34 protein-coding genes are annotated in these 21,428 nt (G+C 56.5%); 1 reads left to right on the top strand and 33 read right to left on the bottom strand.

What is annotated here, in order from left to right:
* Positions 1 to 45: 45 nt before the first annotated feature.
* Positions 46 to 564, bottom strand: a complete 519-nt coding sequence (locus tag AC1MDC_RS12125; protein ID WP_007966163.1) for a single-stranded DNA-binding protein — start codon at positions 562 to 564, stop codon at positions 46 to 48.
* Positions 565 to 573: 9 nt separating this feature from the next.
* Positions 574 to 1,971, bottom strand: a complete 1,398-nt coding sequence (locus AC1MDC_RS12120; protein WP_085697674.1) for an MFS transporter — start codon at positions 1,969 to 1,971, stop codon at positions 574 to 576.
* 191 nt (positions 1,972 to 2,162) lie between these two features.
* Here AC1MDC_RS12120 and uvrA point away from each other — a divergent pair, with 191 nt between their 5' ends.
* Positions 2,163 to 4,997: an excinuclease ABC subunit UvrA gene (gene uvrA / locus AC1MDC_RS12115; protein WP_085705126.1), complete on the top strand. Its 2,835-nt coding sequence runs from the start codon at positions 2,163 to 2,165 to the stop codon at positions 4,995 to 4,997.
* Between the two features lie 65 nt (positions 4,998 to 5,062).
* Here uvrA and bfr read toward each other — a convergent pair whose 3' ends face one another.
* From bfr to AC1MDC_RS11960, 31 genes are all read right to left on the bottom strand, one after another.
* A complete protein-coding gene (bfr, locus tag AC1MDC_RS12110) occupies positions 5,063 to 5,530 on the bottom strand; it encodes a bacterioferritin (RefSeq protein WP_085697676.1) in 468 nt (155 codons plus the stop codon).
* 149 nt (positions 5,531 to 5,679) lie between these two features.
* Entirely contained in the window at positions 5,680 to 7,134 is a 1,455-nt protein-coding gene (locus AC1MDC_RS12105) for a catalase (protein WP_480393048.1), read from the bottom strand.
* A 237-nt stretch (positions 7,135 to 7,371) separates the two neighbouring features.
* Positions 7,372 to 7,758 (bottom strand): 50S ribosomal protein L17, encoded by a 387-nt coding sequence (gene rplQ, locus AC1MDC_RS12100; RefSeq protein ID WP_007955635.1) that lies wholly within the window; start codon positions 7,756 to 7,758, stop codon positions 7,372 to 7,374.
* 42 nt (positions 7,759 to 7,800) lie between these two features.
* Positions 7,801 to 8,802, bottom strand: coding sequence for a DNA-directed RNA polymerase subunit alpha (locus AC1MDC_RS12095; RefSeq protein WP_003186012.1), 1,002 nt, complete (start codon positions 8,800 to 8,802; stop codon positions 7,801 to 7,803).
* A 22-nt stretch (positions 8,803 to 8,824) separates the two neighbouring features.
* Positions 8,825 to 9,445 carry a 30S ribosomal protein S4 gene (gene rpsD / locus AC1MDC_RS12090; protein WP_003176404.1) on the bottom strand — a complete coding sequence of 207 codons (621 nt, stop codon included), beginning with the start codon at positions 9,443 to 9,445 and terminating at the stop codon, positions 8,825 to 8,827.
* Positions 9,446 to 9,463: 18 nt separating this feature from the next.
* The gene (gene rpsK / locus AC1MDC_RS12085; protein WP_002555466.1) at positions 9,464 to 9,853 is read right to left on the bottom strand and encodes a 30S ribosomal protein S11; all 390 of its coding nucleotides are present in this window, start codon (positions 9,851 to 9,853) and stop codon (positions 9,464 to 9,466) included.
* A 30-nt stretch (positions 9,854 to 9,883) separates the two neighbouring features.
* Positions 9,884 to 10,240: a 30S ribosomal protein S13 gene (gene rpsM, locus AC1MDC_RS12080; protein WP_009045849.1), complete on the bottom strand. Its 357-nt coding sequence runs from the start codon at positions 10,238 to 10,240 to the stop codon at positions 9,884 to 9,886.
* A 130-nt stretch (positions 10,241 to 10,370) separates the two neighbouring features.
* Positions 10,371 to 10,487: a 50S ribosomal protein L36 gene (gene rpmJ, locus AC1MDC_RS12075; protein WP_002555468.1), complete on the bottom strand. Its 117-nt coding sequence runs from the start codon at positions 10,485 to 10,487 to the stop codon at positions 10,371 to 10,373.
* A gap of 27 nt (positions 10,488 to 10,514) precedes the next feature.
* Positions 10,515 to 11,843 (bottom strand): preprotein translocase subunit SecY, encoded by a 1,329-nt coding sequence (gene secY, locus AC1MDC_RS12070; protein WP_003228718.1) that lies wholly within the window; start codon positions 11,841 to 11,843, stop codon positions 10,515 to 10,517.
* Positions 11,844 to 12,281 (bottom strand): 50S ribosomal protein L15, encoded by a 438-nt coding sequence (gene rplO, locus AC1MDC_RS12065; RefSeq protein ID WP_011336169.1) that lies wholly within the window; start codon positions 12,279 to 12,281, stop codon positions 11,844 to 11,846. It abuts the gene before it with no gap.
* 3 nt (positions 12,282 to 12,284) lie between these two features.
* Positions 12,285 to 12,461 carry a 50S ribosomal protein L30 gene (rpmD, locus tag AC1MDC_RS12060; protein WP_003176408.1) on the bottom strand — a complete coding sequence of 59 codons (177 nt, stop codon included), beginning with the start codon at positions 12,459 to 12,461 and terminating at the stop codon, positions 12,285 to 12,287.
* A 2-nt stretch (positions 12,462 to 12,463) separates the two neighbouring features.
* Positions 12,464 to 12,964 carry a 30S ribosomal protein S5 gene (gene rpsE / locus AC1MDC_RS12055; protein WP_007955637.1) on the bottom strand — a complete coding sequence of 167 codons (501 nt, stop codon included), beginning with the start codon at positions 12,962 to 12,964 and terminating at the stop codon, positions 12,464 to 12,466.
* A 3-nt stretch (positions 12,965 to 12,967) separates the two neighbouring features.
* The gene (rplR, locus tag AC1MDC_RS12050) at positions 12,968 to 13,318 is read right to left on the bottom strand and encodes a 50S ribosomal protein L18 (protein WP_003186037.1); all 351 of its coding nucleotides are present in this window, start codon (positions 13,316 to 13,318) and stop codon (positions 12,968 to 12,970) included.
* A 10-nt stretch (positions 13,319 to 13,328) separates the two neighbouring features.
* On the bottom strand, positions 13,329 to 13,862 hold the full coding sequence (rplF, locus tag AC1MDC_RS12045; RefSeq protein ID WP_085697678.1) for a 50S ribosomal protein L6: 534 nt from the start codon (positions 13,860 to 13,862) through the stop codon (positions 13,329 to 13,331).
* Positions 13,863 to 13,874: 12 nt separating this feature from the next.
* Complete coding sequence (rpsH, locus tag AC1MDC_RS12040) at positions 13,875 to 14,267, bottom strand: 30S ribosomal protein S8 (protein ID WP_011336171.1); 393 nt, start codon at positions 14,265 to 14,267, stop codon at positions 13,875 to 13,877.
* A gap of 208 nt (positions 14,268 to 14,475) precedes the next feature.
* Entirely contained in the window at positions 14,476 to 14,781 is a 306-nt protein-coding gene (rpsN, locus tag AC1MDC_RS12035; protein WP_007955639.1) for a 30S ribosomal protein S14, read from the bottom strand.
* Between the two features lie 13 nt (positions 14,782 to 14,794).
* On the bottom strand, positions 14,795 to 15,334 hold the full coding sequence (gene rplE / locus AC1MDC_RS12030; protein ID WP_003194642.1) for a 50S ribosomal protein L5: 540 nt from the start codon (positions 15,332 to 15,334) through the stop codon (positions 14,795 to 14,797).
* A 20-nt stretch (positions 15,335 to 15,354) separates the two neighbouring features.
* Positions 15,355 to 15,669 (bottom strand): 50S ribosomal protein L24, encoded by a 315-nt coding sequence (gene rplX, locus AC1MDC_RS12025; RefSeq protein ID WP_003186046.1) that lies wholly within the window; start codon positions 15,667 to 15,669, stop codon positions 15,355 to 15,357.
* An 11-nt stretch (positions 15,670 to 15,680) separates the two neighbouring features.
* Positions 15,681 to 16,049: a 50S ribosomal protein L14 gene (rplN, locus tag AC1MDC_RS12020; protein ID WP_002555479.1), complete on the bottom strand. Its 369-nt coding sequence runs from the start codon at positions 16,047 to 16,049 to the stop codon at positions 15,681 to 15,683.
* 23 nt (positions 16,050 to 16,072) lie between these two features.
* Positions 16,073 to 16,339: a 30S ribosomal protein S17 gene (gene rpsQ / locus AC1MDC_RS12015; protein WP_003194644.1), complete on the bottom strand. Its 267-nt coding sequence runs from the start codon at positions 16,337 to 16,339 to the stop codon at positions 16,073 to 16,075.
* A gap of 2 nt (positions 16,340 to 16,341) precedes the next feature.
* Positions 16,342 to 16,533, bottom strand: a complete 192-nt coding sequence (gene rpmC / locus AC1MDC_RS12010) for a 50S ribosomal protein L29 (RefSeq protein WP_002555481.1) — start codon at positions 16,531 to 16,533, stop codon at positions 16,342 to 16,344.
* Positions 16,533 to 16,946 (bottom strand): 50S ribosomal protein L16, encoded by a 414-nt coding sequence (rplP, locus tag AC1MDC_RS12005; protein WP_003228729.1) that lies wholly within the window; start codon positions 16,944 to 16,946, stop codon positions 16,533 to 16,535. Before rplP ends, rpmC begins: the two co-directional genes overlap by 1 nt.
* A 12-nt stretch (positions 16,947 to 16,958) precedes the next feature.
* On the bottom strand, positions 16,959 to 17,645 hold the full coding sequence (gene rpsC / locus AC1MDC_RS12000) for a 30S ribosomal protein S3 (protein WP_085688068.1): 687 nt from the start codon (positions 17,643 to 17,645) through the stop codon (positions 16,959 to 16,961).
* Positions 17,646 to 17,658: 13 nt separating this feature from the next.
* A complete protein-coding gene (gene rplV / locus AC1MDC_RS11995) occupies positions 17,659 to 17,991 on the bottom strand; it encodes a 50S ribosomal protein L22 (protein ID WP_003103908.1) in 333 nt (110 codons plus the stop codon).
* Between the two features lie 11 nt (positions 17,992 to 18,002).
* A complete protein-coding gene (rpsS, locus tag AC1MDC_RS11990) occupies positions 18,003 to 18,278 on the bottom strand; it encodes a 30S ribosomal protein S19 (RefSeq protein ID WP_003228731.1) in 276 nt (91 codons plus the stop codon).
* 16 nt (positions 18,279 to 18,294) lie between these two features.
* A complete protein-coding gene (rplB, locus tag AC1MDC_RS11985) occupies positions 18,295 to 19,119 on the bottom strand; it encodes a 50S ribosomal protein L2 (RefSeq protein ID WP_007924198.1) in 825 nt (274 codons plus the stop codon).
* A gap of 14 nt (positions 19,120 to 19,133) precedes the next feature.
* Positions 19,134 to 19,433, bottom strand: coding sequence for a 50S ribosomal protein L23 (gene rplW, locus AC1MDC_RS11980; protein WP_002555488.1), 300 nt, complete (start codon positions 19,431 to 19,433; stop codon positions 19,134 to 19,136).
* Positions 19,430 to 20,032 carry a 50S ribosomal protein L4 gene (gene rplD / locus AC1MDC_RS11975; RefSeq protein ID WP_003228735.1) on the bottom strand — a complete coding sequence of 201 codons (603 nt, stop codon included), beginning with the start codon at positions 20,030 to 20,032 and terminating at the stop codon, positions 19,430 to 19,432. The genes rplW and rplD overlap by 4 nt, the downstream gene beginning before the upstream one ends.
* Positions 20,033 to 20,044: 12 nt before the next feature.
* On the bottom strand, positions 20,045 to 20,680 hold the full coding sequence (rplC, locus tag AC1MDC_RS11970) for a 50S ribosomal protein L3 (protein ID WP_007955641.1): 636 nt from the start codon (positions 20,678 to 20,680) through the stop codon (positions 20,045 to 20,047).
* Between the two features lie 80 nt (positions 20,681 to 20,760).
* Positions 20,761 to 21,072, bottom strand: a complete 312-nt coding sequence (gene rpsJ / locus AC1MDC_RS11965; RefSeq protein ID WP_003186070.1) for a 30S ribosomal protein S10 — start codon at positions 21,070 to 21,072, stop codon at positions 20,761 to 20,763.
* A 157-nt stretch (positions 21,073 to 21,229) separates the two neighbouring features.
* Positions 21,230 to 21,428, bottom strand: a 199-nt coding sequence (locus AC1MDC_RS11960) for an EF-Tu C-terminal domain-related protein (RefSeq protein ID WP_455752439.1), incomplete at its 5' end; no start/stop codon positions are given.

The following is a 21,428-nucleotide window of genomic DNA, read 5'->3' as shown; positions in this document are numbered from 1 at the left end:
ATTCAGCGACGGGCCTTTTTTGTCTGGAGCGGACTCAGCAGCGAATCAGAACGGAATGTCGTCATCGAAGCTGTCGAAATCCGGAGCCGGTTGCGGTGCAGCCTGCTGCGGAGCCGGGGCCGGACGCTGCTGAGGTGCCGACTGCTGCGGACGCGGAGCCTGTTGGCGTGGCGCCTGCTGCTGATAATTGTTGCCACCGCCTTGTTGGTCGCCCTGTTGTGGACGGCCGCCGAGCAGTTGCATGGTGCCTTGCATGTCGACCACGATTTCGGTGGTGTAACGTTTGATACCGTCTTTTTCCCACTCACGGGTCTGCAGCTTGCCTTCGATGTAAACCTGCGAACCCTTGCGCAGGTATTCGCCGGCGATCTCGGCAACCTTGCCGAACATCGATACGCGGTGCCACTCGGTCTTCTCGACCTTCTGACCGGTCTGCTTGTCGGTCCACTGCTCGCTGGTCGCCAGACTCAGGTTGGTCACGGCGTTACCGTTGGGCAGGTAGCGTACTTCGGGATCCTGGCCGCAAGTACCGACCAGAATGACTTTGTTAACCCCACGGGCCATAACGTTCTCCTAGGCTTCGCACGCAGTCTGCGCCGGGTTGTTCACCAGGCGTTCGAGAGTGGTGCGATCCATTAATTCGGTGTCCAGTTTGATGTAGATCGCCGCTTCATCAGCGACTATCACTGCATCAGTTACCCCTACGAGGGCCTTGAGACGCTCGACCAGACCCGCTTCGCGGATCGCTTCGGGCGACAGCGGCAGGCGCAGGCTCGTCACGTAGGGAGGTTCGCGCATGGTAACAGCAAAGGCCAGCCAAAGTGCAGCCAGCCCGGCACATCCGAGGAACACAACCGACAGACCGCCATGCTGGAACATCCAGCCGCCGAGAATCCCGCCGAGTGCCGAACCGAGGAACTGACTGGTGGAATACACGCCCATGGCCGTGCCCTTGCCACCCGCCGGTGAAACCTTGCTGATCAGCGACGGCAGCGAAGCTTCCAGCAGATTGAACGCAGTGAAGAACACCACCGTCCCGATCACCAGAGCCCGCAGGCTGTCGCCGAATTGCCAGAAGAATAGCTCAGTGAGCATCAGCGTCATCACGGCGCCGAGCAAAACTCGTTTCATTTTGCGTTTCTTCTCGCCGTAGATAATGAACGGGATCATGGCGAAGAAAGAGATCAGCAAGGCTGTGAGGTAGACCCACCAGTGCTGTTCCTTGGGCAGACCGGCCTTTTCGACCAGTGCCAGGGGCAGAGCGACGAAGCTCGACATCAACATCGCATGTAACACAAAAATGCCCAGATCCAGCCGCAGCAGGTCCGGGTGCTTGAGCGTCGGCATCAGCGCCTGGCGCGCAACACCGGACTCGCGATGACTCAGCGGCCCGGTGGATTTCGGCACCATGAACATCACGATCACGATCCCGAGCAGCGCCATGCCGCCGGTGGCAAGGAACAGACCAGACAGACCGAACGCACGGGTGAGCAGCGGGCCGACCACCATCGCCACGGCGAACGACAGGCCGATGGTCATGCCGATCATGGCCATGGCCTTGGTGCGGTGCTGTTCACGGGTGAGATCGGAAAGCAGCGCCATGACCGCGGCGGAAATAGCACCGGCGCCTTGCAGGATCCGCCCGGCAATCACGCCCCAGATCGAATCGGCCTGAGCCGCCAGCACGCTGCCGAGGGCAAAGACGATCAGCCCGAGGTAAATCACCGGACGCCGGCCGATGCGGTCGGAAATGATCCCGAACGGAATCTGGAAAATCGCCTGGGTCAGGCCGTAAGCGCCGATCGCCAGCCCGATCAGGGCCGGGGTCGCTCCCGCCAGATCCATGCCGTAGGTGGCCAGTACCGGCAACACCATGAACATGCCAAGCATACGGAAGGCGAACACCAGGGCCAGACCGCTCGCCGCGCGGGTCTCGCTGCCACTCATGCGTTCGCTGTGGGGATCGTGCATGGAAAAACCTCGTGTGAACCGGCGGCGATTCTACCAGTCCCATCGAGAGACGGGGTATATCGCGACGCTTTGACGCGTACAGATGAAACTCTCTTCATGTAAGGCAAAAAACCCTTCACTTGATAGTGTGCATCCATCCAGTATTTGGCCGTATACTCCTGTGTTTTCGACGCCCGCCGAGCGAGGCCATTTTGGACAAGATCCTGATTCGTGGGGCCCGCACCCACAACCTGAAGAACATCGACCTGACCCTGCCACGGGACAAACTGATCGTCATCACCGGCCTGTCCGGATCCGGCAAGTCGTCCCTGGCCTTCGACACGCTGTACGCCGAAGGTCAGCGCCGCTATGTCGAATCCCTGTCGGCCTATGCCCGGCAGTTCCTGTCGATGATGGAAAAACCCGACGTCGACACCATCGAAGGCCTGTCGCCGGCGATCTCCATCGAACAGAAGTCGACTTCGCACAACCCGCGTTCCACGGTCGGCACCATCACCGAAATCTACGACTACCTGCGCCTGCTTTATGCCCGCGTCGGTACGCCGCGCTGCCCGGATCACGACATTCCGCTGGAAGCACAGACTGTCAGCCAGATGGTCGACCTGGTGCTGGCTCAGCCGGAAGGCAGCAAGCTGATGCTGCTGGCGCCGGTGATTCGTGAGCGCAAGGGCGAGCACTTGTCGGTGTTCGAGGAACTGCGCGCCCAGGGCTTCGTCCGTGCCCGGGTCAACGGCCGGCTCTGCGAGCTGGACGAACTGCCGAAACTGGATAAACAGAAGAAGCACACGATTGAAGTCGTGGTCGATCGCTTCAAGGTACGCGCCGACCTGCAACAGCGTCTGGCGGAATCCTTCGAGACCGCGCTGAAGCTGGCCGACGGCATCGCCCTGGTGGCGCCGATGGACGACGAGCCGGGCGAAGAAATGATCTTCTCCGCGCGTTTCGCCTGCCCGATCTGCGGCCATGCCATCAGTGAGCTGGAACCCAAGCTGTTTTCCTTCAACAACCCGGCCGGTGCCTGCCCGACCTGCGACGGTCTGGGCGTGAAGCAATTCTTCGACATCAAGCGCCTGGTCAACGGAGAACTGACCCTGGCCGAAGGCGCGATCCGCGGCTGGGACAGGCGCAACGTCTATTACTTTCAGATGCTCGGCTCACTGGCCGCACATTACGGTTTCAGCCTGGAGCAGCCGTTCAACGAGCTGCCGGCCGACCAGCAGAAATACATTCTGCACGGCAGCGGTTCGCAGAGCGTCGATTTCAAATACCTCAACGACCGGGGCGACATCGTCAAGCGCTCGCATCCGTTCGAAGGCATCGTGCCGAACCTTGAGCGTCGCTATCGCGAAACCGAATCGGCGAGCGTGCGCGAAGAACTGGCGAAGTTCCTCAGCACCCAGTCGTGCCCGGATTGCCGTGGCACCCGCCTGCGTCGCGAAGCGCGACACGTGTGGGTCGGCGAGAAAACCCTGCCGGCGGTGACCAACCTGCCGATCGGCGACGCTTGCGACTATTTTGGCGCGCTGAAGATGACCGGTCGCCGTGGTGAAATCGCCGACAAGATTCTCAAGGAGATCCGCGAGCGCCTGCAATTCCTGGTCAACGTCGGTCTCGACTATCTGTCGCTGGATCGTAGTGCCGATACCCTGTCCGGCGGCGAGGCACAGCGCATTCGTCTGGCCAGCCAGATCGGCGCAGGCCTTGTAGGTGTTCTCTATATCCTCGATGAACCCTCCATTGGTCTGCACCAGCGCGACAACGATCGCCTGCTCGGCACCCTCAAGCATCTGCGCGACATCGGCAATACGGTGATCGTGGTCGAACATGATGAAGACGCGATCCGTCTCGCTGACTACGTAGTGGATATCGGCCCCGGCGCCGGCGTTCATGGCGGGCAGATCGTCGCCGAAGGCACGCCGGACGAGGTCATGGCGCATCCGGACTCGCTGACCGGTAAATACCTGTCGGGCCGCGTCAAGATCGAAGTGCCGGCCAAACGCACACCGCGCAACAAGAAGCAGGTGCTGTCGCTCAAGGGCGCGCGGGGCAACAACCTGCGCAACGTAGACCTGGAAATCCCGATCGGCTTGCTGACCTGCGTGACCGGTGTCTCCGGCTCCGGCAAATCGACGCTGATCAACAACACGCTGTTCCCGCTGAGCGCCACGGCACTCAATGGCGCGACCACCCTGGAAGCGGCAGCCCACGACAGCATCAAGGGCCTGGAACATCTGGACAAGGTCGTCGACATCGACCAGAGCCCGATTGGCCGTACGCCGCGCTCCAATCCGGCGACCTATACCGGTCTGTTCACACCGATCCGCGAACTGTTCGCCGGCGTGCCCGAATCCCGCTCCCGTGGTTACGGCCCGGGGCGTTTCTCGTTCAACGTCAAGGGCGGTCGTTGCGAAGCCTGCCAGGGCGACGGTCTGATCAAGGTGGAAATGCACTTCCTGCCGGACATCTACGTTCCGTGTGACGTGTGCAAGAGCAAGCGCTACAACCGCGAAACCCTGGAGATCAAATACAAGGGCAAGAGCATCCACGAAACCCTCGAGATGACCATCGAGGAAGCGCGGGAGTTCTTCGACGCGGTGCCGGCGCTGGCGCGCAAGCTGCAAACACTGATGGATGTGGGCCTGTCATACATCAAGCTCGGGCAGTCGGCGACCACGTTGTCCGGTGGTGAAGCGCAGCGGGTCAAGTTGTCCCGTGAGCTGTCCAAGCGCGACACCGGCAAGACCCTGTACATCCTTGACGAGCCGACCACCGGTCTGCACTTCGCGGACATCCAGCAATTGCTCGACGTACTGCATCGCCTGCGCGACCATGGCAATACTGTGGTGGTGATCGAACACAACCTCGACGTGATCAAGACAGCCGACTGGCTGGTGGATCTCGGTCCCGAGGGTGGTTCGAAAGGTGGGCAGATCATCGCCACCGGTACGCCGGAGGAAGTGGCCGAGATGAAGCAGTCTCACACCGGGCATTACCTCAAGCCGCTGCTGATCCGCGATCGCGCCTGATCGCCGGACATGAAAAAGCCCCTGTCACTTCGTCAGTGACAGGGGCTTTTTTGTATCCGTTGGGATCAGGAGGCGTGCGACTGCAGATAGTTCTGGATACCGATCAGCTTGATCAGACCCAGCTGCTTTTCAAGCCAGTAGGTGTGATCTTCTTCAGTGTCGTTGAGCTGAACGCGCAAGATTTCGCGGCTGACATAGTCATTGTGTTGTTCGCACAGTTCGATGCCTTTGCACAGCGCGGCACGCACCTTGTACTCAAGGCGCAGATCCGCTTCGAGCATGGTCTCTACCGTGGTACCAACATCCAGGTCATCCGGGCGCATGCGCGGGGTGCCTTCGAGCATCAGGATCCGGCGCATCAGTGCATCGGCGTGACCGGCCTCTTCTTCCATCTCGTGGTTGATTCGTTCGTAGAGCTTGGTGAATCCCCAGTCCTCATACATCCGCGAGTGAACGAAATATTGGTCACGCGCGGCCAGTTCGCCGGTCAGCAACGTGTTGAGGTAATCGATAACGTCTGGGTGGCCTTGCATCGCCCTACATCTCCCTGCTTGAAAGTCTGTAGTTTGAACCAACCTGACTGGAAGGTCACCCACTTCGCGCAATAAAAGCGAAGATATTCTGAGAAAAGCAGCCTAAATAACGCAAAAACCGCCCGAATGAGGGCGGTTCTGCTTCTCGTTTAGACTTCGCTAAGCTGTACGTTAAGCAGCTTTGCGATTGCTTCTCCGTACGCCGAATCGGCCTTGTAGAAATGCTGCAACTGACGGTCGACGACATCACTCGACACACCTGCCATCGCGCCGGCGATGTTGCTGACCAGCAACGCTTTCTGTTCCTCGCTCATCAAGCGGAACAGCGCACCGGCGTGGCTGTAATAGTCAGTATCTTCACGGTGATCGTAGCGATCAGCCGCACCGTTCAACGCCAGCGCAGGCTCGGCATAGTGCGGCGCTTGTTTCGGCGACTCTACGTAGCTGTTCGGCTCATAGTTAGGCGCTGCGCCGCCATTGCTGCCAAAAGCCATCGAACCGTCGCGCTGGTAAGTATTCACCGGGCTGCGCGGGGCGTTCACTGGCAGTTGCTGGTGGTTGGTGCCTACGCGGTAGCGGTGGGCATCGGCGTATGCGAATACACGACCCTGCAGCATGCGATCCGGAGACAGACCTACGCCAGGCACCATGTTGCTTGGACCGAACGCAGCTTGCTCGACTTCAGCAAAGTAGTTGAGCGGATTACGGTTCAGTTCCAGCTCACCCACTTCGATCAGTGGAAACTCCTTCTGCGACCACGTTTTGGTTACGTCGAACGGGTTCTCGTAGTGAGCAGCAGCCTGGGCCTCGGTCATGATCTGGATGCACACGCTCCATTTCGGGAAGTCACCACGCTCGATAGCTTCGAACAGATCGCGCTGGGCGTAATCAGGGTCTGTGCCCGCCAGACGTGCCGCGTCTGCCGGCGCGAGGTTTTTGATCCCTTGCTTGGTCTTGTAGTGCCACTTCACCCAGTGCCGCTCGCCTTGAGCATTGATAAGGCTGTAGGTGTGGCTGCCGAAGCCGTGCATGTGGCGATAGCCGTCCGGGATCCCGCGATCAGAAAACAGAATGGTGACCTGGTGCAGCGCTTCAGGCGAATGCGACCAGAAGTCCCACATCATCTGCGCGCTTTTCAGGTTGCTTTGCGGCAGGCGTTTCTGGGTGTGGATAAAGTCAGGAAATTTCAGCGGATCGCGAATGAAGAACACCGGCGTGTTGTTGCCAACGATGTCCCAGTTGCCTTCTTCGGTGTAGAACTTGAGGGCGAAGCCACGCGGATCGCGCTCGGTGTCGGCCGAGCCACGCTCGCCACCCACCGTCGAAAAACGCAGGAAGGTCGGCGTCTGTTTGCCGACAGCAGAGAACAGCTTGGCACTGGTGTACTGCGTAATGTCGCGAGTGACCGTGAAAGTGCCGTATGCGCCCGAACCCTTGGCGTGCACACGACGCTCAGGGATGTTTTCCCGGTTGAAGTGAGCAAGCTTTTCGATCAGATGAAAATCATCGAGCAACAACGGACCACGAGGGCCGGCGGAGCGAGAGTTCTGGTTATCGGCGACAGGTGCGCCACTGGCGGTCGTAAGCGTCTTGTTCTGGCTCATGCGATCTTCTTCCTCTATCGGTCTTGACTGCCGGCTAATCGGCTTGCTGGGGAGTATCGATCATCAATATGACAGCCACAAATTCATTAACTCGTGGTCAGCAATAGATAAAAACTAACGACATATCCCCGCACATAGTGCAGACCCAAACAGGGTAGATGCTTGTACGAACGGCGCATTTCTTACAGCCACAAAAAACCGGGCACTGGGCCCGGTTCCTTGTTTCAGACTGATGTCTTACTCAGCGGATACAGCTTCACCGCCGACAGCACGATCAACCAGTTCGACGTACGCCATAGGCGCGTTGTCGCCAGCGCGGAAACCGCACTTGAGGATGCGCAGGTAGCCACCCTCACGGGTAGCGTAACGCTTGCCCAGGTCGTTGAAGAGCTTACCAACGATAGCTTTCGAACGAGTACGGTCGAAAGCCAGACGACGGTTAGCAACGCTGTCTGTCTTGGCCAGAGTGATCAGCGGCTCGGCAACGCGGCGCAGTTCTTTGGCTTTTGGCAGAGTAGTTTTGATCAGCTCGTGCTCGAACAGCGACACCGCCATGTTCTGGAACATGGCCTTGCGGTGCGAGCTGGTGCGGCTCAGGTGACGCCCACTTTTACGATGACGCATGGTTCATTCCTTACCAAACACTACGTTCGGTGATTACGACGATCAGGCAGTCGCCTTGTCGTCCTTCTTAAGACTTGCAGGCGGCCAGTTGTCGAGGCGCATGCCGAGGGACAGACCGCGGGAGGCCAGAACGTCCTTGATTTCAGTCAAGGATTTCTTGCCCAGGTTCGGAGTCTTCAACAGCTCTACTTCGGTACGCTGAATCAGGTCGCCGATGTAGTAGATGTTTTCCGCCTTAAGGCAGTTAGCCGAACGTACAGTCAGTTCCAGATCGTCAACCGGGCGAAGCAGGATCGGATCGATCTCGTCTTCCTGCTCGACAACCACTGGCTCACTGTCACCTTTGAGGTCGACGAACGCAGCCAGCTGCTGTTGCAGGATGGTTGCAGCGCGGCGGATAGCCTCTTCAGGATCCAGAGTACCGTTGGTTTCCAGATCAATAACCAGCTTGTCCAGGTTGGTACGCTGTTCGACACGGGCGTTTTCCACCACATATGCGATACGGCGAACCGGGCTGAACGAAGAGTCAAGCTGCAAGCGACCGATGCTGCGGCTTTCGTCTTCATCGCTCTGACGCGAGTCTGCTGGTTCATAACCACGACCACGAGCTACGGTGAGCTTCATGTTCAGGGCGCCGTTAGACGCCAGGTTAGCGATTACGTGATCGGGATTAACGATCTCGACATCATGATCCAGCTGAATATCGGCAGCGGTAACCACCCCCGAACCCTTCTTCGACAAGGTCAGCGTAACTTCGTCACGACCGTGCAGCTTGATGGCCAGACCTTTAAGGTTCAACAGGATTTCAATTACGTCTTCCTGTACACCTTCGATGGCGCTGTACTCGTGGAGCACACCGTCAATCTCGGCCTCGACTACTGCGCAGCCGGGCATTGAGGACAACAGGATGCGGCGCAGCGCGTTGCCCAGGGTGTGGCCAAAACCACGCTCGAGAGGCTCGAGAGTGATCTTGGCGCGGGTTGGACTGACAACCTGCACATCAATGTGGCGGGGTGTCAGGAACTCATTTACCGAAATCTGCATGGATGCACCTATTTTCTAGCCCTTACTTGGAGTAGAGCTCGACAATCAGGCTTTCGTTGATGTCGGCGGACAGATCACTGCGAGCAGGAACGTTCTTGAAAACGCCCGACTTCTTCTCAGTGTCTACTTCTACCCATTCTACGCGGCCACGTTGGGCACACAGATCGAGAGCTTGGACAATGCGAAGTTGGTTTTTTGCTTTCTCGCGAACAGCAACCACGTCACCAGCACGAACCTGGTAGGACGGAACGTTCACGGTCTGACCGTTAACGCTGATCGACTTGTGCGATACCAGCTGACGGGATTCGGCACGAGTCGAACCAAAGCCCATACGGTATACAACGTTGTCCAGACGGCATTCGAGCAGCTGCAGCAGGTTCTCACCGGTTGCACCTTTCTTGCCAGCAGCTTCTTTGTAGTAGCCGCTGAACTGACGCTCGAGAACGCCGTAGATACGACGGACCTTCTGCTTTTCACGCAGTTGGGTGCCGTAGTCGGACTGGCGACCGCGGCGTTGGCCGTGGATACCAGGTGCTGCTTCAATGTTGCACTTCGATTCGATCGCGCGCACGCCGCTCTTCAGGAAGAGATCGGTGCCTTCGCGACGAGCGAGTTTGCATTTTGGACCAATGTAACGAGCCATTCTTTACAATCTCCTGGATTACACGCGGCGCTTCTTCGGCGGACGGCACCCGTTGTGCGGGATTGGCGTCACGTCGGTGATGCTGGCGATCTTGTAGCCACAGCCGTTCAAAGCGCGGACTGCGGATTCACGACCTGGACCTGGACCCTTGACGTTCACGTCGAGGTTTTTCAGGCCGTATTCCAGCGCAGCTTGACCAGCACGCTCAGCAGCTACTTGAGCAGCGAACGGGGTGGACTTGCGGGAACCGCGGAAACCCGAACCACCGGAGGTAGCCCAGGAAAGAGCGTTACCTTGACGGTCGGTGATGGTCACGATGGTGTTGTTAAAAGAAGCATGGATGTGGGCGATGCCATCAACCACTGTCTTTTTAACTTTTTTACGAGGACGAGCAGCAGGTTTTGCCATGATTAAATTCCTGTCGATTCGCTGGGGCGATTACTTGCGGATCGGCTTACGCGGACCTTTACGGGTACGCGCGTTGGTCTTGGTACGCTGACCGCGTACTGGCAGACCACGACGATGACGCAGACCGCGATAGCAACCGAGGTCCATCAAGCGCTTGATTTTCATGTTGATTTCGCGACGCAGGTCACCTTCAGTGGTGAACTTCGCCACTTCGCCACGCAGCTGTTCAATCTGCTCGTCGCTCAGATCCTTGATCTTTGCGGCTGGGTTTACCCCAGTCTCTGCACAGATCTTTTGTGCAGTAGTGCGACCAACACCATAGATGTAGGTCAGCGAGATAACAGTATGCTTGTTATCTGGAATGTTAACGCCTGCAATACGGGCCATTCAGTGGGACTCCAATTGACAGCTACCTACGCCCCGGAAGCCAAGAAATAGGGCGCGAGATAATATCGCTGTAATAACAAATAATCAACCCGGTAGCGCACTAGCTACCGGGCTTGAAGCACAATCACACTCAGCCTTGGCGCTGTTTGTGACGCGGTTCCGCGCTGCAAATTACTCGAACAACACCTTCGCGGCGAATAATCTTGCAGTTACGGCACAGCTTTTTCACCGATGCACGAACTTTCATCACCAACTCCTCGAACCTTATGGGTACTCAGCGCAACATGCCGCTGCCGTAACCCTTCAGGTTGGCTTTCTTCATCAGGGATTCGTACTGGTGCGAAACGAGGTGCGATTGTACTTGGGACATGAAGTCCATCACAACCACGACCACGATCAGCAACGAGGTCCCGCCAAGGTAGAACGGAACGTTTGCTGCTACCACCAGGAACTGGGGCAACAAGCACACGGCCGTCATGTAAAGAGCACCGAACATGGTCAAGCGAGTCAAAACGCCATCAATATAGCGCGCGGACTGCTCACCTGGACGGATGCCCGGAATAAAGGCACCGGACTTCTTCAGGTTTTCCGCTACGTCTTTCGGATTGAACATCAACGCCGTATAGAAGAAGCAGAAGAAAATAATCCCTGCACTAAACAGCAGAATATTCAACGGCTGACCAGGAGCGATCGACTGCGAGATGTCCTGCAACCAGCCCATACCTTCAGACTGACCGAACCAGGCACCCAACGAAGCCGGGAACAGCAAAATGCTGCTCGCGAAAATAGCCGGAATAACACCGGCCATGTTCACCTTCAGCGGCAAGTGGCTTGTCTGCGCAGCAAAAACCTTGCGGCCCTGCTGACGCTTGGCGTAGTGAACAGCGATACGACGCTGACCACGCTCAATAAACACCACGAAACCGATAATCGCTACTGCCAGCAAACCGATGGCAACCAAAGCGAAGATGTTGATATCGCCCTGACGCGCAGACTCGAAAGACTGCCCGATTGCTCTCGGAAGACCGGCGACGATACCCGAAAAAATCAACATCGAGATACCGTTGCCTACACCACGCTCAGTAATCTGCTCACCCAGCCACATCATGAACATCGCGCCCGCCACAAACGTGGAGACCGCAACGAAATGGAAGCCAAAGTCACCAGTGAACGCAACGCCCTGCCCCGCCAGACCAATGGACATGCCAATGGCCTGAACGAGAGCGAGGACGACGGTGCCGTAGCGGGTGTACTGGCTAATCTTGCGACGGCCAGCTTCACCTTCCTTCTTCAACTGCTCCAGCTGCGGGCTGACGGCGGTCATCAACTGCATGATGATCGATGCCGAAATGTACGGCATGATCCCCAGTGCAAAGATGCTCATCCGCTCCAGCGCGCCGCCGGAAAACATGTTGAACAAGCTAAGAATGGTCCCCTCATTCTGTCGAAACAGGTCCGCGAGTCGATCCGGGTTGATACCTGGAACCGGGATGTGTGCGCCTATTCGGTAGACGATAATCGCCAGGAACAGAAAACGCAGACGAGCCCAAAGTTCAGACATACCGCCTTTGCCGAGCGCAGAGAGAGCACCTTGCTTAGCCATTTATTCCTCGAACTTGCCGCCAGCTGCTTCGATAGCCGCACGCGCACCTTTGGTGGCGCCGATTCCCTTGCCGATAGTGACAGCGCGAGCCACTTCACCGGACAGCATGATTTTCACGCGCTGTACGTTGACGTTGATCACGTTGGCATCTTTCAGGGACTGCACGGTGACGATGTCGCCTTCCACTTTAGCCAGCTCGGACAGACGCACTTCTGCGCGGTCCATGGCTTTCAGGGAAACGAAACCGAACTTCGGCAGGCGACGATGCAGCGGCTGTTGACCGCCTTCAAAGCCTGGAGCGATGGTGCCACCGGAGCGGGAAGTCTGACCTTTGTGACCACGGCCACCAGTCTTACCCAAACCACTACCGATACCACGGCCCGGACGATGCTTTTCGCGACGGGAACCCGGCGCTGGACTCAGATCATTGAGTTTCATCGATTAACCCTCGACACGCAGCATGTAGTAAGCCTTGTTGATCATCCCGCGATTCTCGGGAGTATCCTGGACTTCTACAGTGTGACCGATGCGACGCAGACCCAGACCCTTAACGCACAGTTTGTGGTTAGGGATGCGGCCGGTCATGCTTTTGATCAGCGTAACTTTAACGGTAGCCATGATTACTTGATCTCCTCAACACGCAGGCCACGCTTGGCTGCAATGGATTCAGGAGACTGCATAGCTTTCAGACCCTTGAAAGTGGCGTGAACCACGTTTACTGGGTTAGTCGAGCCGTAGCACTTGGCCAGAACGTTCTGAACGCCAGCAACTTCGAGGACAGCACGCATAGCGCCGCCAGCGATGATACCGGTACCTTCAGAAGCAGGCTGCATGTACACCTTCGAAGCGCCATGGGCAGACTTCATTGCGTACTGCAGAGTGGTGCCGTTCAGATCAACCTGGATCATGTTGCGGCGAGCAGCTTCCATTGCCTTCTGGATCGCAGCAGGCACTTCACGCGACTTGCCACGGCCGAAGCCAACACGCCCTTTACCATCACCAACCACGGTCAACGCGGTGAAAGTGAAGATACGGCCGCCTTTAACGGTTTTGGCTACGCGGTTAACTTGAACCAGCTTCTCGATGTAGCCTTCGTCGCGCTTTTGGTCGTTATTTGACATAACTTAGAACTCCAGCCCAGCTTCACGAGCAGCATCAGCCAGCGCTTTAACGCGGCCATGGTACTTGAAGCCAGAGCGGTCGAAAGCCACCTGCGAGACGCCAGCGGCCTTAGCACGCGTAGCGACCAGCTGGCCAACCTTAGTGGCCGCGTCGATGTTGCCAGTGGCGCCATCACGCAGTTCTTTATCCAAAGTCGAGGCGCTTGCCAGGACTTTGTTGCCGTCGGCCGAAATGACCTGGGCGTAGATGTGCTGCGAAGAGCGGAACACGCAGAGACGCACGACTTCGAGTTCGTGCATTTTCAGGCGTGCTTTGCGAGCGCGACGCAGTCGAGTAACTTTTTTGTCGGTCATTTGCTATGCCCTACTTCTTCTTGGCTTCTTTACGACGGACGACTTCGTCCGCGTAGCGCACACCTTTGCCTTTGTACGGCTCTGGTGGACGGAAGTCGCGGATCTCGGCGGCCACTTGACCTACCAGCTGCTTGTCGATGCCCTTGATCAGGATATCGGTCTGGCTAGGAGTCTCAGCGGTGATGCCTTCCGGCAGTTCGTAATCCACTGGGTGCGAGAAGCCAAGAGCCAAGTTCAGCACCTGACCTTTTGCTTGCGCTTTATAACCAACACCGATCAGCTGGAGCTTGCGCTCGAAGCCTTGGCTTACGCCCTGGACCATGTTGTTTACCAACGCACGAGTGGTACCGGCCATTGCGCGAGTCTGCTGATCGCCATTGCGAGCAGCAAAACGCAGCTCACCGGCTTCTTCAACGATCTCAACGGACGAATGGACGTTCAGTTCAAGAGTACCCTTGGCACCCTTCACCGAAAGCTGTTGGCCTGCGAATTTTACTTCGACACCGGCTGGCAGCTTAACGGGGTTCTTAGCGACGCGAGACATGCTTATCCCCCCTTAGAACACAGTGCAAAGAACTTCGCCGCCGACACCGGCAGCGCGCGCAGCACGATCAGTCATCACACCTTTGTTGGTGGAGACGATAGACACGCCGAGACCGCCACGTACTTTTGGCAGTTCTTCGACGGACTTGTACTGACGCAAGCCTGGACGGCTAACGCGCTTGACTTCTTCGATAACCGGACGGCCTTCGAAATATTTCAGCTCGATAGACAGCAGTGGTTTGGTTTCGCTGCTGATCTGATAACCCGCGATGTAACCTTCGTCCTTAAGAACTTTAGCTACAGCCACCTTCAACGTGGAAGAAGGCATGCTTACGACGGACTTTTCAGCCATCTGGGCATTACGGATTCGAGTTAGCATGTCCGCTAACGGGTCCTGCATACTCATGGGCTAGACGCTCCTAATACAGAAAAATTAGCCTTGCGGCTACTACTTGTCGCCGAGAAATTCCGGGCAGAAAAACACGGGCTCAGGCGAGCCGGTCATTCTAGACACACCCCAGAAATGAATCAAGCCCCAAAAGGGGCTTGATTCATGTTCAAGGCCACCGATGGTCAGGTTCTTGCGACCCCGACCATCGAGACTTTGACAGCAATTACCAGCTGGCTTTAACCAGACCTGGAACGTCACCACGCATTGCAGCTTCACGCAGCTTGTTACGGCCCAGGCCGAACTTGCGGTAAACGCCGTGCGGACGACCGGTCAGACGGCAACGGTTACGCATGCGCGAAGCGCTAGCGTCACGTGGTTGCTTCTGCAGAGCTACGGTAGCTTCCCAACGCGCTTCTGGACTTGCGTTCAGATCGACGATGATAGCTTTCAGCGCTGCACGCTTGACGGCGTACTTGGCAACGGTGAGCTGACGCTTCAGCTCACGGTTTTTCATGCTCTTCTTGGCCATTTTCCTACTCCAATCAGTTGCGGAACGGGAATTTGAAAGCACGCAGCAGAGCGCGGCCTTCGTCATCGTTCTTGGCAGTGGTGGTCAGGGTAATGTCCAGACCGCGGAGAGCATCGATCTTGTCGTAGTCGATTTCCGGGAAAATGATCTGCTCTTTCACGCCCATGCTGTAGTTGCCACGACCGTCGAAGGACTTGGCATTCAGGCCGCGGAAGTCGCGAACCCGAGGCAGGGAGATCGACAGCAGACGATCCAGGAACTCGTACATACGCTCACGGCGCAGGGTCACTTTGACGCCGATCGGCCAACCTTCACGGACTTTAAAGCCAGCGATGGATTTGCGAGCGTAGGTCACAACGACTTTCTGGCCGGTGATCTTTTCCAGGTCAGCAACAGCGTGCTCGATGACTTTTTTGTCACCGATCGCTTCGCCCAGACCCATGTTCAGGGTGATTTTGGTAACGCGCGGAACTTCCATCACGTTGCCAAGCTTCAGTTCTTCCTTCAGCTTGGGAGCGATTTCCTTCCGGTAAATCTCTTGTAGTCGTGCCATGGTCTTCTACCTAGCAGTGTTCAAGCATCAACCGCTTTTTGGGTCGACTTGAAGACACGAATTTTCTTACCGTCTTCCACTTTGAAACCAACGCGATCAGCCTTGTTGGTTTCGCCGTTGAAGATGGCAACGTTGGAAGCGTGCAGTGGCGCTTCTTTCTCGACGATACCGCCCTGTACGCCCGACATCGGGTTAGGCTTGGTATGACGCTTGACCAGGTTCAGACCACCAACAACCAGACGGTTGTCAGCGAGAACCTTCAGCACCTTACCGCGCTTACCTTTGTCTTTGCCGGCGATCACGATGATCTCGTCGTCACGACGAATCTTTTGCATGTCGGATCTCCTTACAGCACTTCTGGGGCGAGCGAGACGATCTTCATGAACTTCTCGGTACGAAGTTCACGGGTCACTGGCCCAAAGATACGGGTGCCGATCGGCTCTTGCTTGTTGTTCAGCAGAACAGCAGCGTTGCCATCAAAGCGGATAATGGAGCCATCAGCACGACGTACGCCGTGACGAGTGCGGACTACAACAGCAGTCATCACTTGGCCTTTTTTCACCTTACCGCGAGGAATTGCTTCCTTCACGGTAACTTTGATGATGTCACCGATACCAGCGTAACGACGATGGGAGCCACCCAGCACCTTGATGCACATAACGCGGCGAGCGCCGCTGTTATCGGCCACATCGAGCATGGATTGAGTCTGAATCATATAATTTCTCCGACCCCTAGCCCTTAGACTTCCACAGCGCGTTCGAGAACATCAACCAGCGCCCAAGACTTGGTCTTGGCCATCGGACGAGTTTCACGAATAGTGACTTTGTCGCCGATGTGGCACTGATTGGTTTCGTCGTGCGCGTGCAGCTTAGTCGAACGCTTAACGTATTTACCGTAGATCGGGTGCTTAACGCGACGCTCGATCAGAACGGTGATGGTTTTGTCCATCTTGTCGCTGACAACACGGCCAGTCAGCGTACGGACAGTTTTTTCGGCTTCAGCCATGATCACTTACCTGCCTGCTGGTTGAGCACAGTCTTCACGCGAGCGATGTCACGCTTAACTTGCGAGAGCAGATGAGACTGCCCCAACTGGCCAGTTGCTTTCTGCATGCGCAGATTGAACTGGTCGCGCAGCAAGCCGAGCAGTTGCTCGTTCAGCTGCTGTGCGGATTTTTCACGAAGTTCATTCGCTTTCATCACATCACCGTCCGTTTAACAAAGGAGGTGGCGAGCGGCAGCTTTGCAGCAGCCAGGGCGAAAGCCTCACGCGCCAGCTCTTCAGAAACACCCTCGATTTCATACAGGACTTTGCCTGGCTGAATCTGGGCAACCCAGTATTCCACGTTACCCTTACCTTTACCCATACGAACCTCGAGAGGCTTCTTGGAGATCGGCTTGTCCGGGAATACACGGATCCAGATCTTGCCACCACGTTTTACGTGACGGGTCAGAGCACGACGCGCTGACTCGATCTGACGAGCGGTGAGACGACCACGAGCAACAGACTTCAGCGCGAACTCGCCGAAGCTGACTTTGCTACCGCGCAGTGCCAGACCACGGTTGTGGCCGGTCATCTGCTTGCGGAACTTCGTACGCTTTGGTTGCAACATTTGGCGTACCCCTTACTTAGCAGCTTTTTTACGAGGCGCTGGTGCTTGTGGTTTCAGTTCTTCTTGGCGACCACCAATTACTTCGCCTTTGAAGATCCAAACCTTTACACCGATCACACCATAGGTGGTGTGAGCTTCGTAGGTGGCATAGTCGATATCGGCACGCAGGGTGTGCAGTGGCACACGACCTTCGCGATACCATTCAGTACGTGCGATTTCAGCACCGCCGAGACGACCGCTCACTTGGATTTTGATGCCTTTGGCACCAATGCGCATGGCGTTCTGTACGGCGCGCTTCATGGCGCGACGGAACATCACACGACGCTCCAGCTGCTGAGCTACGCTCTGGGCAACCAGCATACCGTCGAGCTCCGGCTTACGGATCTCTTCGATATTGATGTGCACAGGCACACCCATTTGCTTGGTCAGGTCCTGACGCAGTTTTTCAACATCCTCACCTTTCTTCCCGATAACGATACCTGGACGAGCGGTGTGGATGGTGATGCGTGCAGTTTGAGCCGGGCGATGGATATCGATACGGCTTACGGACGCGCTTTTTAGTTTGTCTTGGAGATACTCACGCACCTTCAGATCTGCGAGCAAATAGTCCGCATAAGTCCGACCGTCTGCGTACCAGACGGAGGTGTGCTCCTTGACGATTCCCAGGCGAATGCCAATGGGATGTACTTTCTGACCCATCTCTTCGACTCCGTTACTTGTCAGCAACCTTGACAGTGATATGGCAAGACCGCTTGACGATGCGATCAGCACGGCCTTTGGCACGTGGCATGATGCGCTTCAGCGAACGCCCTTCGTTGACGAAAACGGTGCTGACCTTCAGGTCATCAACGTCTGCGCCTTCGTTATGCTCGGCGTTGGCTACGGCCGACTCCAGCACTTTTTTCATGATCTCGGCGGCTTTCTTACTGCTGAAAGCCAACAGGTTGAGCGCTTCGCCCACCTTCTTCCCGCGGATCTGGTCGGCGACCAAGCGGGCTTTCTGGGCGGAGATTCGAGCGCCCGACAACTTAGCGGCTACTTCCATTTCCTTACCCCTTAACGCTTGGCTTTCTTGTCTGCCACGTGCCCGCGATAAGTGCGGGTACCGGCGAACTCGCCCAGTTTGTGGCCGACCATGTCTTCGTTTACGAGAACTGGGACGTGCTGACGACCGTTGTGTACAGCGATGGTCAGACCGACCATTTGTGGCAGGATCATCGAACGACGCGACCAAGTCTTAATTGGTTTGCGATCGTTTTTTTCCGCCGCCACTTCGATCTTCTTCAGTAGGTGAAGATCAATAAAAGGACCTTTTTTCAGAGAACGTGGCACTGTCGTATCCCTCTATTTACTTGCGACGACGGACGATCATTTTGTCGGTACGCTTATTACCACGAGTCTTCGCGCCCTTAGTCGGGAAGCCCCATGGCGATACCGGATGACGACCACCAGAGGTACGACCTTCACCACCACCATGTGGGTGGTCAACCGGGTTCATGGCAACACCACGAACGGTTGGGCGAACGCCACGCCAGCGCTTGGCACCAGCTTTACCCAGCGAACGCAGGCTGTGCTCGGAGTTCGAGACTTCGCCCAGGGTCGCACGGCACTCAGCCAGTACTTTACGCATTTCACCGGAACGCAGACGCAGGGTCACGTAAACGCCTTCACGAGCGATCAGCTGAGCCGAAGCACCAGCGGAACGAGCGATTTGCGCGCCTTTACCTGGCTTCAGTTCGATGCCGTGTACGGTGCTACCAACTGGAATGTTGCGCAGTTGCAGAGCGTTGCCCGGCTTGATCGGCGCCAGAGCACCTGCGATCAGCTGGTCGCCAGCGCTCACGCCTTTAGGGGCGATGATGTAGCGACGCTCGCCATCTGCGTACAGCAGCAGAGCGATGTGAGCAGTACGGTTTGGATCGTATTCGATACGCTCGACAGTGGCAGCGATGCCATCTTTGTCGTTGCGACGGAAGTCGACCAGACGATAATGCTGCTTATGACCACCACCGACGTGACGAGTGGTAATGCGGCCATTGTTGTTACGACCACCAGACTTCGATTTTTTCTCGAGCAGCGGTGCGTGAGGAGCGCCTTTATGCAGCTCCTGGTTGACCACCTTGACCACAAAACGGCGGCCAGGGGAAGTCGGTTTGCATTTAACGATTGCCATGATGCACCCCTTCCTTACTCAGCACTGCTGCTGAAATCGAGATCTTGGCCTGGCTGAAGGGAGATAACTGCCTTCTTCCAGTCATTACGCTTGCCCAGACCGCGAGCGGTGCGCTTGCTCTTACCCAGAACATTCAGGGTAGTAACACGCTCAACTTTCACGCTGAACAGGCTTTCGACGGCCTTCTTGATTTCCAGCTTGGTTGCGTCAGTAGCAACCTTGAAAACGAACTGGCCTTTCTTGTCTGCCAGAACCGTAGCCTTCTCGGAAACGTGCGGGCCAAGCAGAACTTTAAATACGCGTTCCTGGTTCATCCCAGCAGCTCCTCGAATTTCTTCACGGCCGACACGGTGATCAACACCTTGTCGTATGCGATCAGACTAACTGGATCGGAACCTTGCACGTCACGTACATCTACGTGTGGCAGGTTACGAGCAGCCAGGTACAGGTTCTGATCAACAGCGTCCGACACGATCAGAACGTCGGTCAGGCTCATGTTGTTCAGTTTGCCCAGCAGGTCTTTGGTTTTCGGAGTTTCAACTGCGAAATCCTGAACCACGACCAGACGATCAGTACGCACCAGCTCAGCAAGGATGGAGCGCATTGCTGCGCGATACATCTTCTTGTTCAGCTTCTGGGAGTGATCCTGTGGACGAGCTGCGAAGGTGGTGCCGCCGCCGCGCCAGATTGGGCTGCGGATAGTACCGGCACGAGCACGGCCAGTACCTTTCTGACGCCATGGGCGCTTGCCGCCACCACGAACGTCGGAACGGGTCTTCTGCTGCTTGCTACCCTGACGGCCGCCAGCCATGTAGGCCACGACTGCTTGGTGAACCAGCGTCTCGTTGAACTCGCCGCCAAATGTCAGTTCGGAAACTTCGATCGCTTGAGCGTCATTTACATTTAATTGCATGTCAGCTTCCCCTTAACCGCGAGCCTTGGCTGCCGGACGTACAACCAGGTTGCCGCCAGTAGCGCCAGGTACAGCGCCCTTGACCAACAACAGATTGCGTTCAGCGTCCACGCGCACTACTTCCAGGGACTGCACGGTCACGCGCTCAGCGCCCATATGACCGGACATTTTTTTGCCCTTGAATACACGACCAGGAGTCTGGCACTGGCCGATAGAGCCTGGGACGCGGTGGGATACGGAGTTACCGTGGGTGTTATCTTGCCCGCGGAAGTTCCAACGCTTGATCGTACCCTGGAAGCCTTTACCTTTGGACTGACCGGTTACATCAACCAGTTGACCAGCAGCGAAGATTTCAGCGTTGATCAGATCGCCGGCCTGGTACTCGCCTTCTTCAAGACGGAATTCCATAACGGTACGACCAGCGGCAACGTTCGCCTTGGCGAAGTGGCCAGCTTGAGCAGCTGTAACACGGGAAGCACGACGCTCGCCGACAGTGACTTGCACTGCACGATAGCCATCGGTTTCTTCAGTTTTGAACTGGGTGACGCGATTCGGCTCGATCTCAATGACCGTGACCGGAATGGAGACACCTTCTTCGGTGAAAATACGGGTCATACCCGCTTTACGACCGACTACACCAATAGTCATGTTGTAAACCTCATGAGTGTACGGGGCTTTCACCCGCTATGGCCGCCCATTTCAGAGCGTTACACGACCAAGACCGAGTCTTAGCCGAGGCTGATCTGCACTTCCACACCGGCCGCAAGATCAAGCTTCATAAGAGCATCAACGGTTTTATCCGTTGGCTGGACGATGTCCAGAACGCGCTTATGAGTGCGGATCTCGTACTGGTCACGCGCGTCTTTGTTGACGTGCGGGGAAACCAGAACGGTGAACCGCTCTTTACGGGTAGGCAGTGGAATTGGACCACGCACTTGAGCACCAGTACGTTTCGCGGTTTCCACGATTTCCTGGGTTGATTGGTCGATCAGGCGATGGTCAAAAGCCTTCAACCTGATACGGATTTGCTGATTTTGCATTGGATTTCAGACTCCGGCTGCTATTCCCACCGGGCGCAATACGCCCGTTAAAAGGAGGCGCAATTCTATAGACGCCCCCGATAGGTGTCAACCCAATAAAAAAGCCCCCGCTAAGCGGGGGCTTTTTCAACTCATCAAAGCTATCTCAACAAAGAGATCACTCGATGATTTTAGCTACGACACCAGCACCAACGGTACGGCCGCCTTCACGGATTGCGAAACGCAGACCGTCTTCCATCGCGATGGTTTTGATCAGGGTAACAGTCATTTGAATGTTGTCACCTGGCATTACCATTTCAACGCCTTCTGGCAGTTCGCAGTTACCGGTCACGTCAGTAGTACGGAAGTAGAACTGT

The sequence above is a fragment of the Pseudomonas sp. 1 genome, assembly GCF_056626735.1.
The sequence above is the reverse complement of the archived record's forward strand: the minus strand, read 5'-3'. Positions and strand labels throughout refer to the sequence as shown.

What these genes read in the sequence shown, in the direction of transcription:
- rplX (WP_003186046.1), bottom strand. Translation starts at nt 15,669, where the DNA reads ATGCAAAAGATTCGTCGTGACGACGAGATCATCGTGATCGCCGGCAAA.
- AC1MDC_RS12095 (WP_003186012.1), bottom strand. Translation starts at nt 8,802, where the DNA reads ATGCAGATTTCGGTAAATGAGTTCCTGACACCCCGCCACATTGATGTG.
- rpsQ (WP_003194644.1), bottom strand. Translation starts at nt 16,339, where the DNA reads ATGGCTGAAGCCGAAAAAACTGTCCGTACGCTGACTGGCCGTGTTGTC.
- AC1MDC_RS12120 (WP_085697674.1), bottom strand. Translation starts at nt 1,971, where the DNA reads ATGCACGATCCCCACAGCGAACGCATGAGTGGCAGCGAGACCCGCGCG.
- rplF (WP_085697678.1), bottom strand. Translation starts at nt 13,862, where the DNA reads ATGTCTCGCGTCGCTAAGAACCCCGTTAAGCTGCCAGCCGGTGTCGAA.
- AC1MDC_RS12125 (WP_007966163.1), bottom strand. Translation starts at nt 564, where the DNA reads ATGGCCCGTGGGGTTAACAAAGTCATTCTGGTCGGTACTTGCGGCCAG.
- rplW (WP_002555488.1), bottom strand. Translation starts at nt 19,433, where the DNA reads ATGAACCAGGAACGCGTATTTAAAGTTCTGCTTGGCCCGCACGTTTCC.
- rplD (WP_003228735.1), bottom strand. Translation starts at nt 20,032, where the DNA reads ATGCAATTAAATGTAAATGACGCTCAAGCGATCGAAGTTTCCGAACTG.
- rplV (WP_003103908.1), bottom strand. Translation starts at nt 17,991, where the DNA reads ATGGAAGTAGCCGCTAAGTTGTCGGGCGCTCGAATCTCCGCCCAGAAA.
- rplB (WP_007924198.1), bottom strand. Translation starts at nt 19,119, where the DNA reads ATGGCAATCGTTAAATGCAAACCGACTTCCCCTGGCCGCCGTTTTGTG.
- rplN (WP_002555479.1), bottom strand. Translation starts at nt 16,049, where the DNA reads ATGATTCAGACTCAATCCATGCTCGATGTGGCCGATAACAGCGGCGCT.
- rpmJ (WP_002555468.1), bottom strand. Translation starts at nt 10,487, where the DNA reads ATGAAAGTTCGTGCATCGGTGAAAAAGCTGTGCCGTAACTGCAAGATT.
- rplR (WP_003186037.1), bottom strand. Translation starts at nt 13,318, where the DNA reads ATGACCGACAAAAAAGTTACTCGACTGCGTCGCGCTCGCAAAGCACGC.
- rpsE (WP_007955637.1), bottom strand. Translation starts at nt 12,964, where the DNA reads ATGTCAAATAACGACCAAAAGCGCGACGAAGGCTACATCGAGAAGCTG.
- bfr (WP_085697676.1), bottom strand. Translation starts at nt 5,530, where the DNA reads ATGCAAGGCCACCCAGACGTTATCGATTACCTCAACACGTTGCTGACC.
- rplO (WP_011336169.1), bottom strand. Translation starts at nt 12,281, where the DNA reads ATGAAACTCAATGATCTGAGTCCAGCGCCGGGTTCCCGTCGCGAAAAG.
- rplQ (WP_007955635.1), bottom strand. Translation starts at nt 7,758, where the DNA reads ATGCGTCATCGTAAAAGTGGGCGTCACCTGAGCCGCACCAGCTCGCAC.
- rpsC (WP_085688068.1), bottom strand. Translation starts at nt 17,645, where the DNA reads ATGGGTCAGAAAGTACATCCCATTGGCATTCGCCTGGGAATCGTCAAG.
- rpsM (WP_009045849.1), bottom strand. Translation starts at nt 10,240, where the DNA reads ATGGCCCGTATTGCAGGCGTTAACATTCCAGATAACAAGCATACTGTT.
- rpsJ (WP_003186070.1), bottom strand. Translation starts at nt 21,072, where the DNA reads ATGCAAAATCAGCAAATCCGTATCAGGTTGAAGGCTTTTGACCATCGC.
- rpsN (WP_007955639.1), bottom strand. Translation starts at nt 14,781, where the DNA reads ATGGCCAAGAAGAGCATGAAAAACCGTGAGCTGAAGCGTCAGCTCACC.
- secY (WP_003228718.1), bottom strand. Translation starts at nt 11,843, where the DNA reads ATGGCTAAGCAAGGTGCTCTCTCTGCGCTCGGCAAAGGCGGTATGTCT.
- rpmD (WP_003176408.1), bottom strand. Translation starts at nt 12,461, where the DNA reads ATGGCTACCGTTAAAGTTACGCTGATCAAAAGCATGACCGGCCGCATC.
- AC1MDC_RS12105 (WP_480393048.1), bottom strand. Translation starts at nt 7,134, where the DNA reads ATGAGCCAGAACAAGACGCTTACGACCGCCAGTGGCGCACCTGTCGCC.
- rpsK (WP_002555466.1), bottom strand. Translation starts at nt 9,853, where the DNA reads ATGGCAAAACCTGCTGCTCGTCCTCGTAAAAAAGTTAAAAAGACAGTG.
- rpsD (WP_003176404.1), bottom strand. Translation starts at nt 9,445, where the DNA reads ATGGCTCGTTACATTGGTCCAAAATGCAAACTCGCTCGTCGCGAAGGC.
- rpmC (WP_002555481.1), bottom strand. Translation starts at nt 16,533, where the DNA reads ATGAAAGCGAATGAACTTCGTGAAAAATCCGCACAGCAGCTGAACGAG.
- rplC (WP_007955641.1), bottom strand. Translation starts at nt 20,680, where the DNA reads ATGACTATTGGTGTAGTCGGTCGTAAAGCGGGTATGACCCGTATTTTC.
- rplE (WP_003194642.1), bottom strand. Translation starts at nt 15,334, where the DNA reads ATGGCACGACTACAAGAGATTTACCGGAAGGAAATCGCTCCCAAGCTG.
- rpsH (WP_011336171.1), bottom strand. Translation starts at nt 14,267, where the DNA reads ATGAGTATGCAGGACCCGTTAGCGGACATGCTAACTCGAATCCGTAAT.
- rplP (WP_003228729.1), bottom strand. Translation starts at nt 16,946, where the DNA reads ATGTTGCAACCAAAGCGTACGAAGTTCCGCAAGCAGATGACCGGCCAC.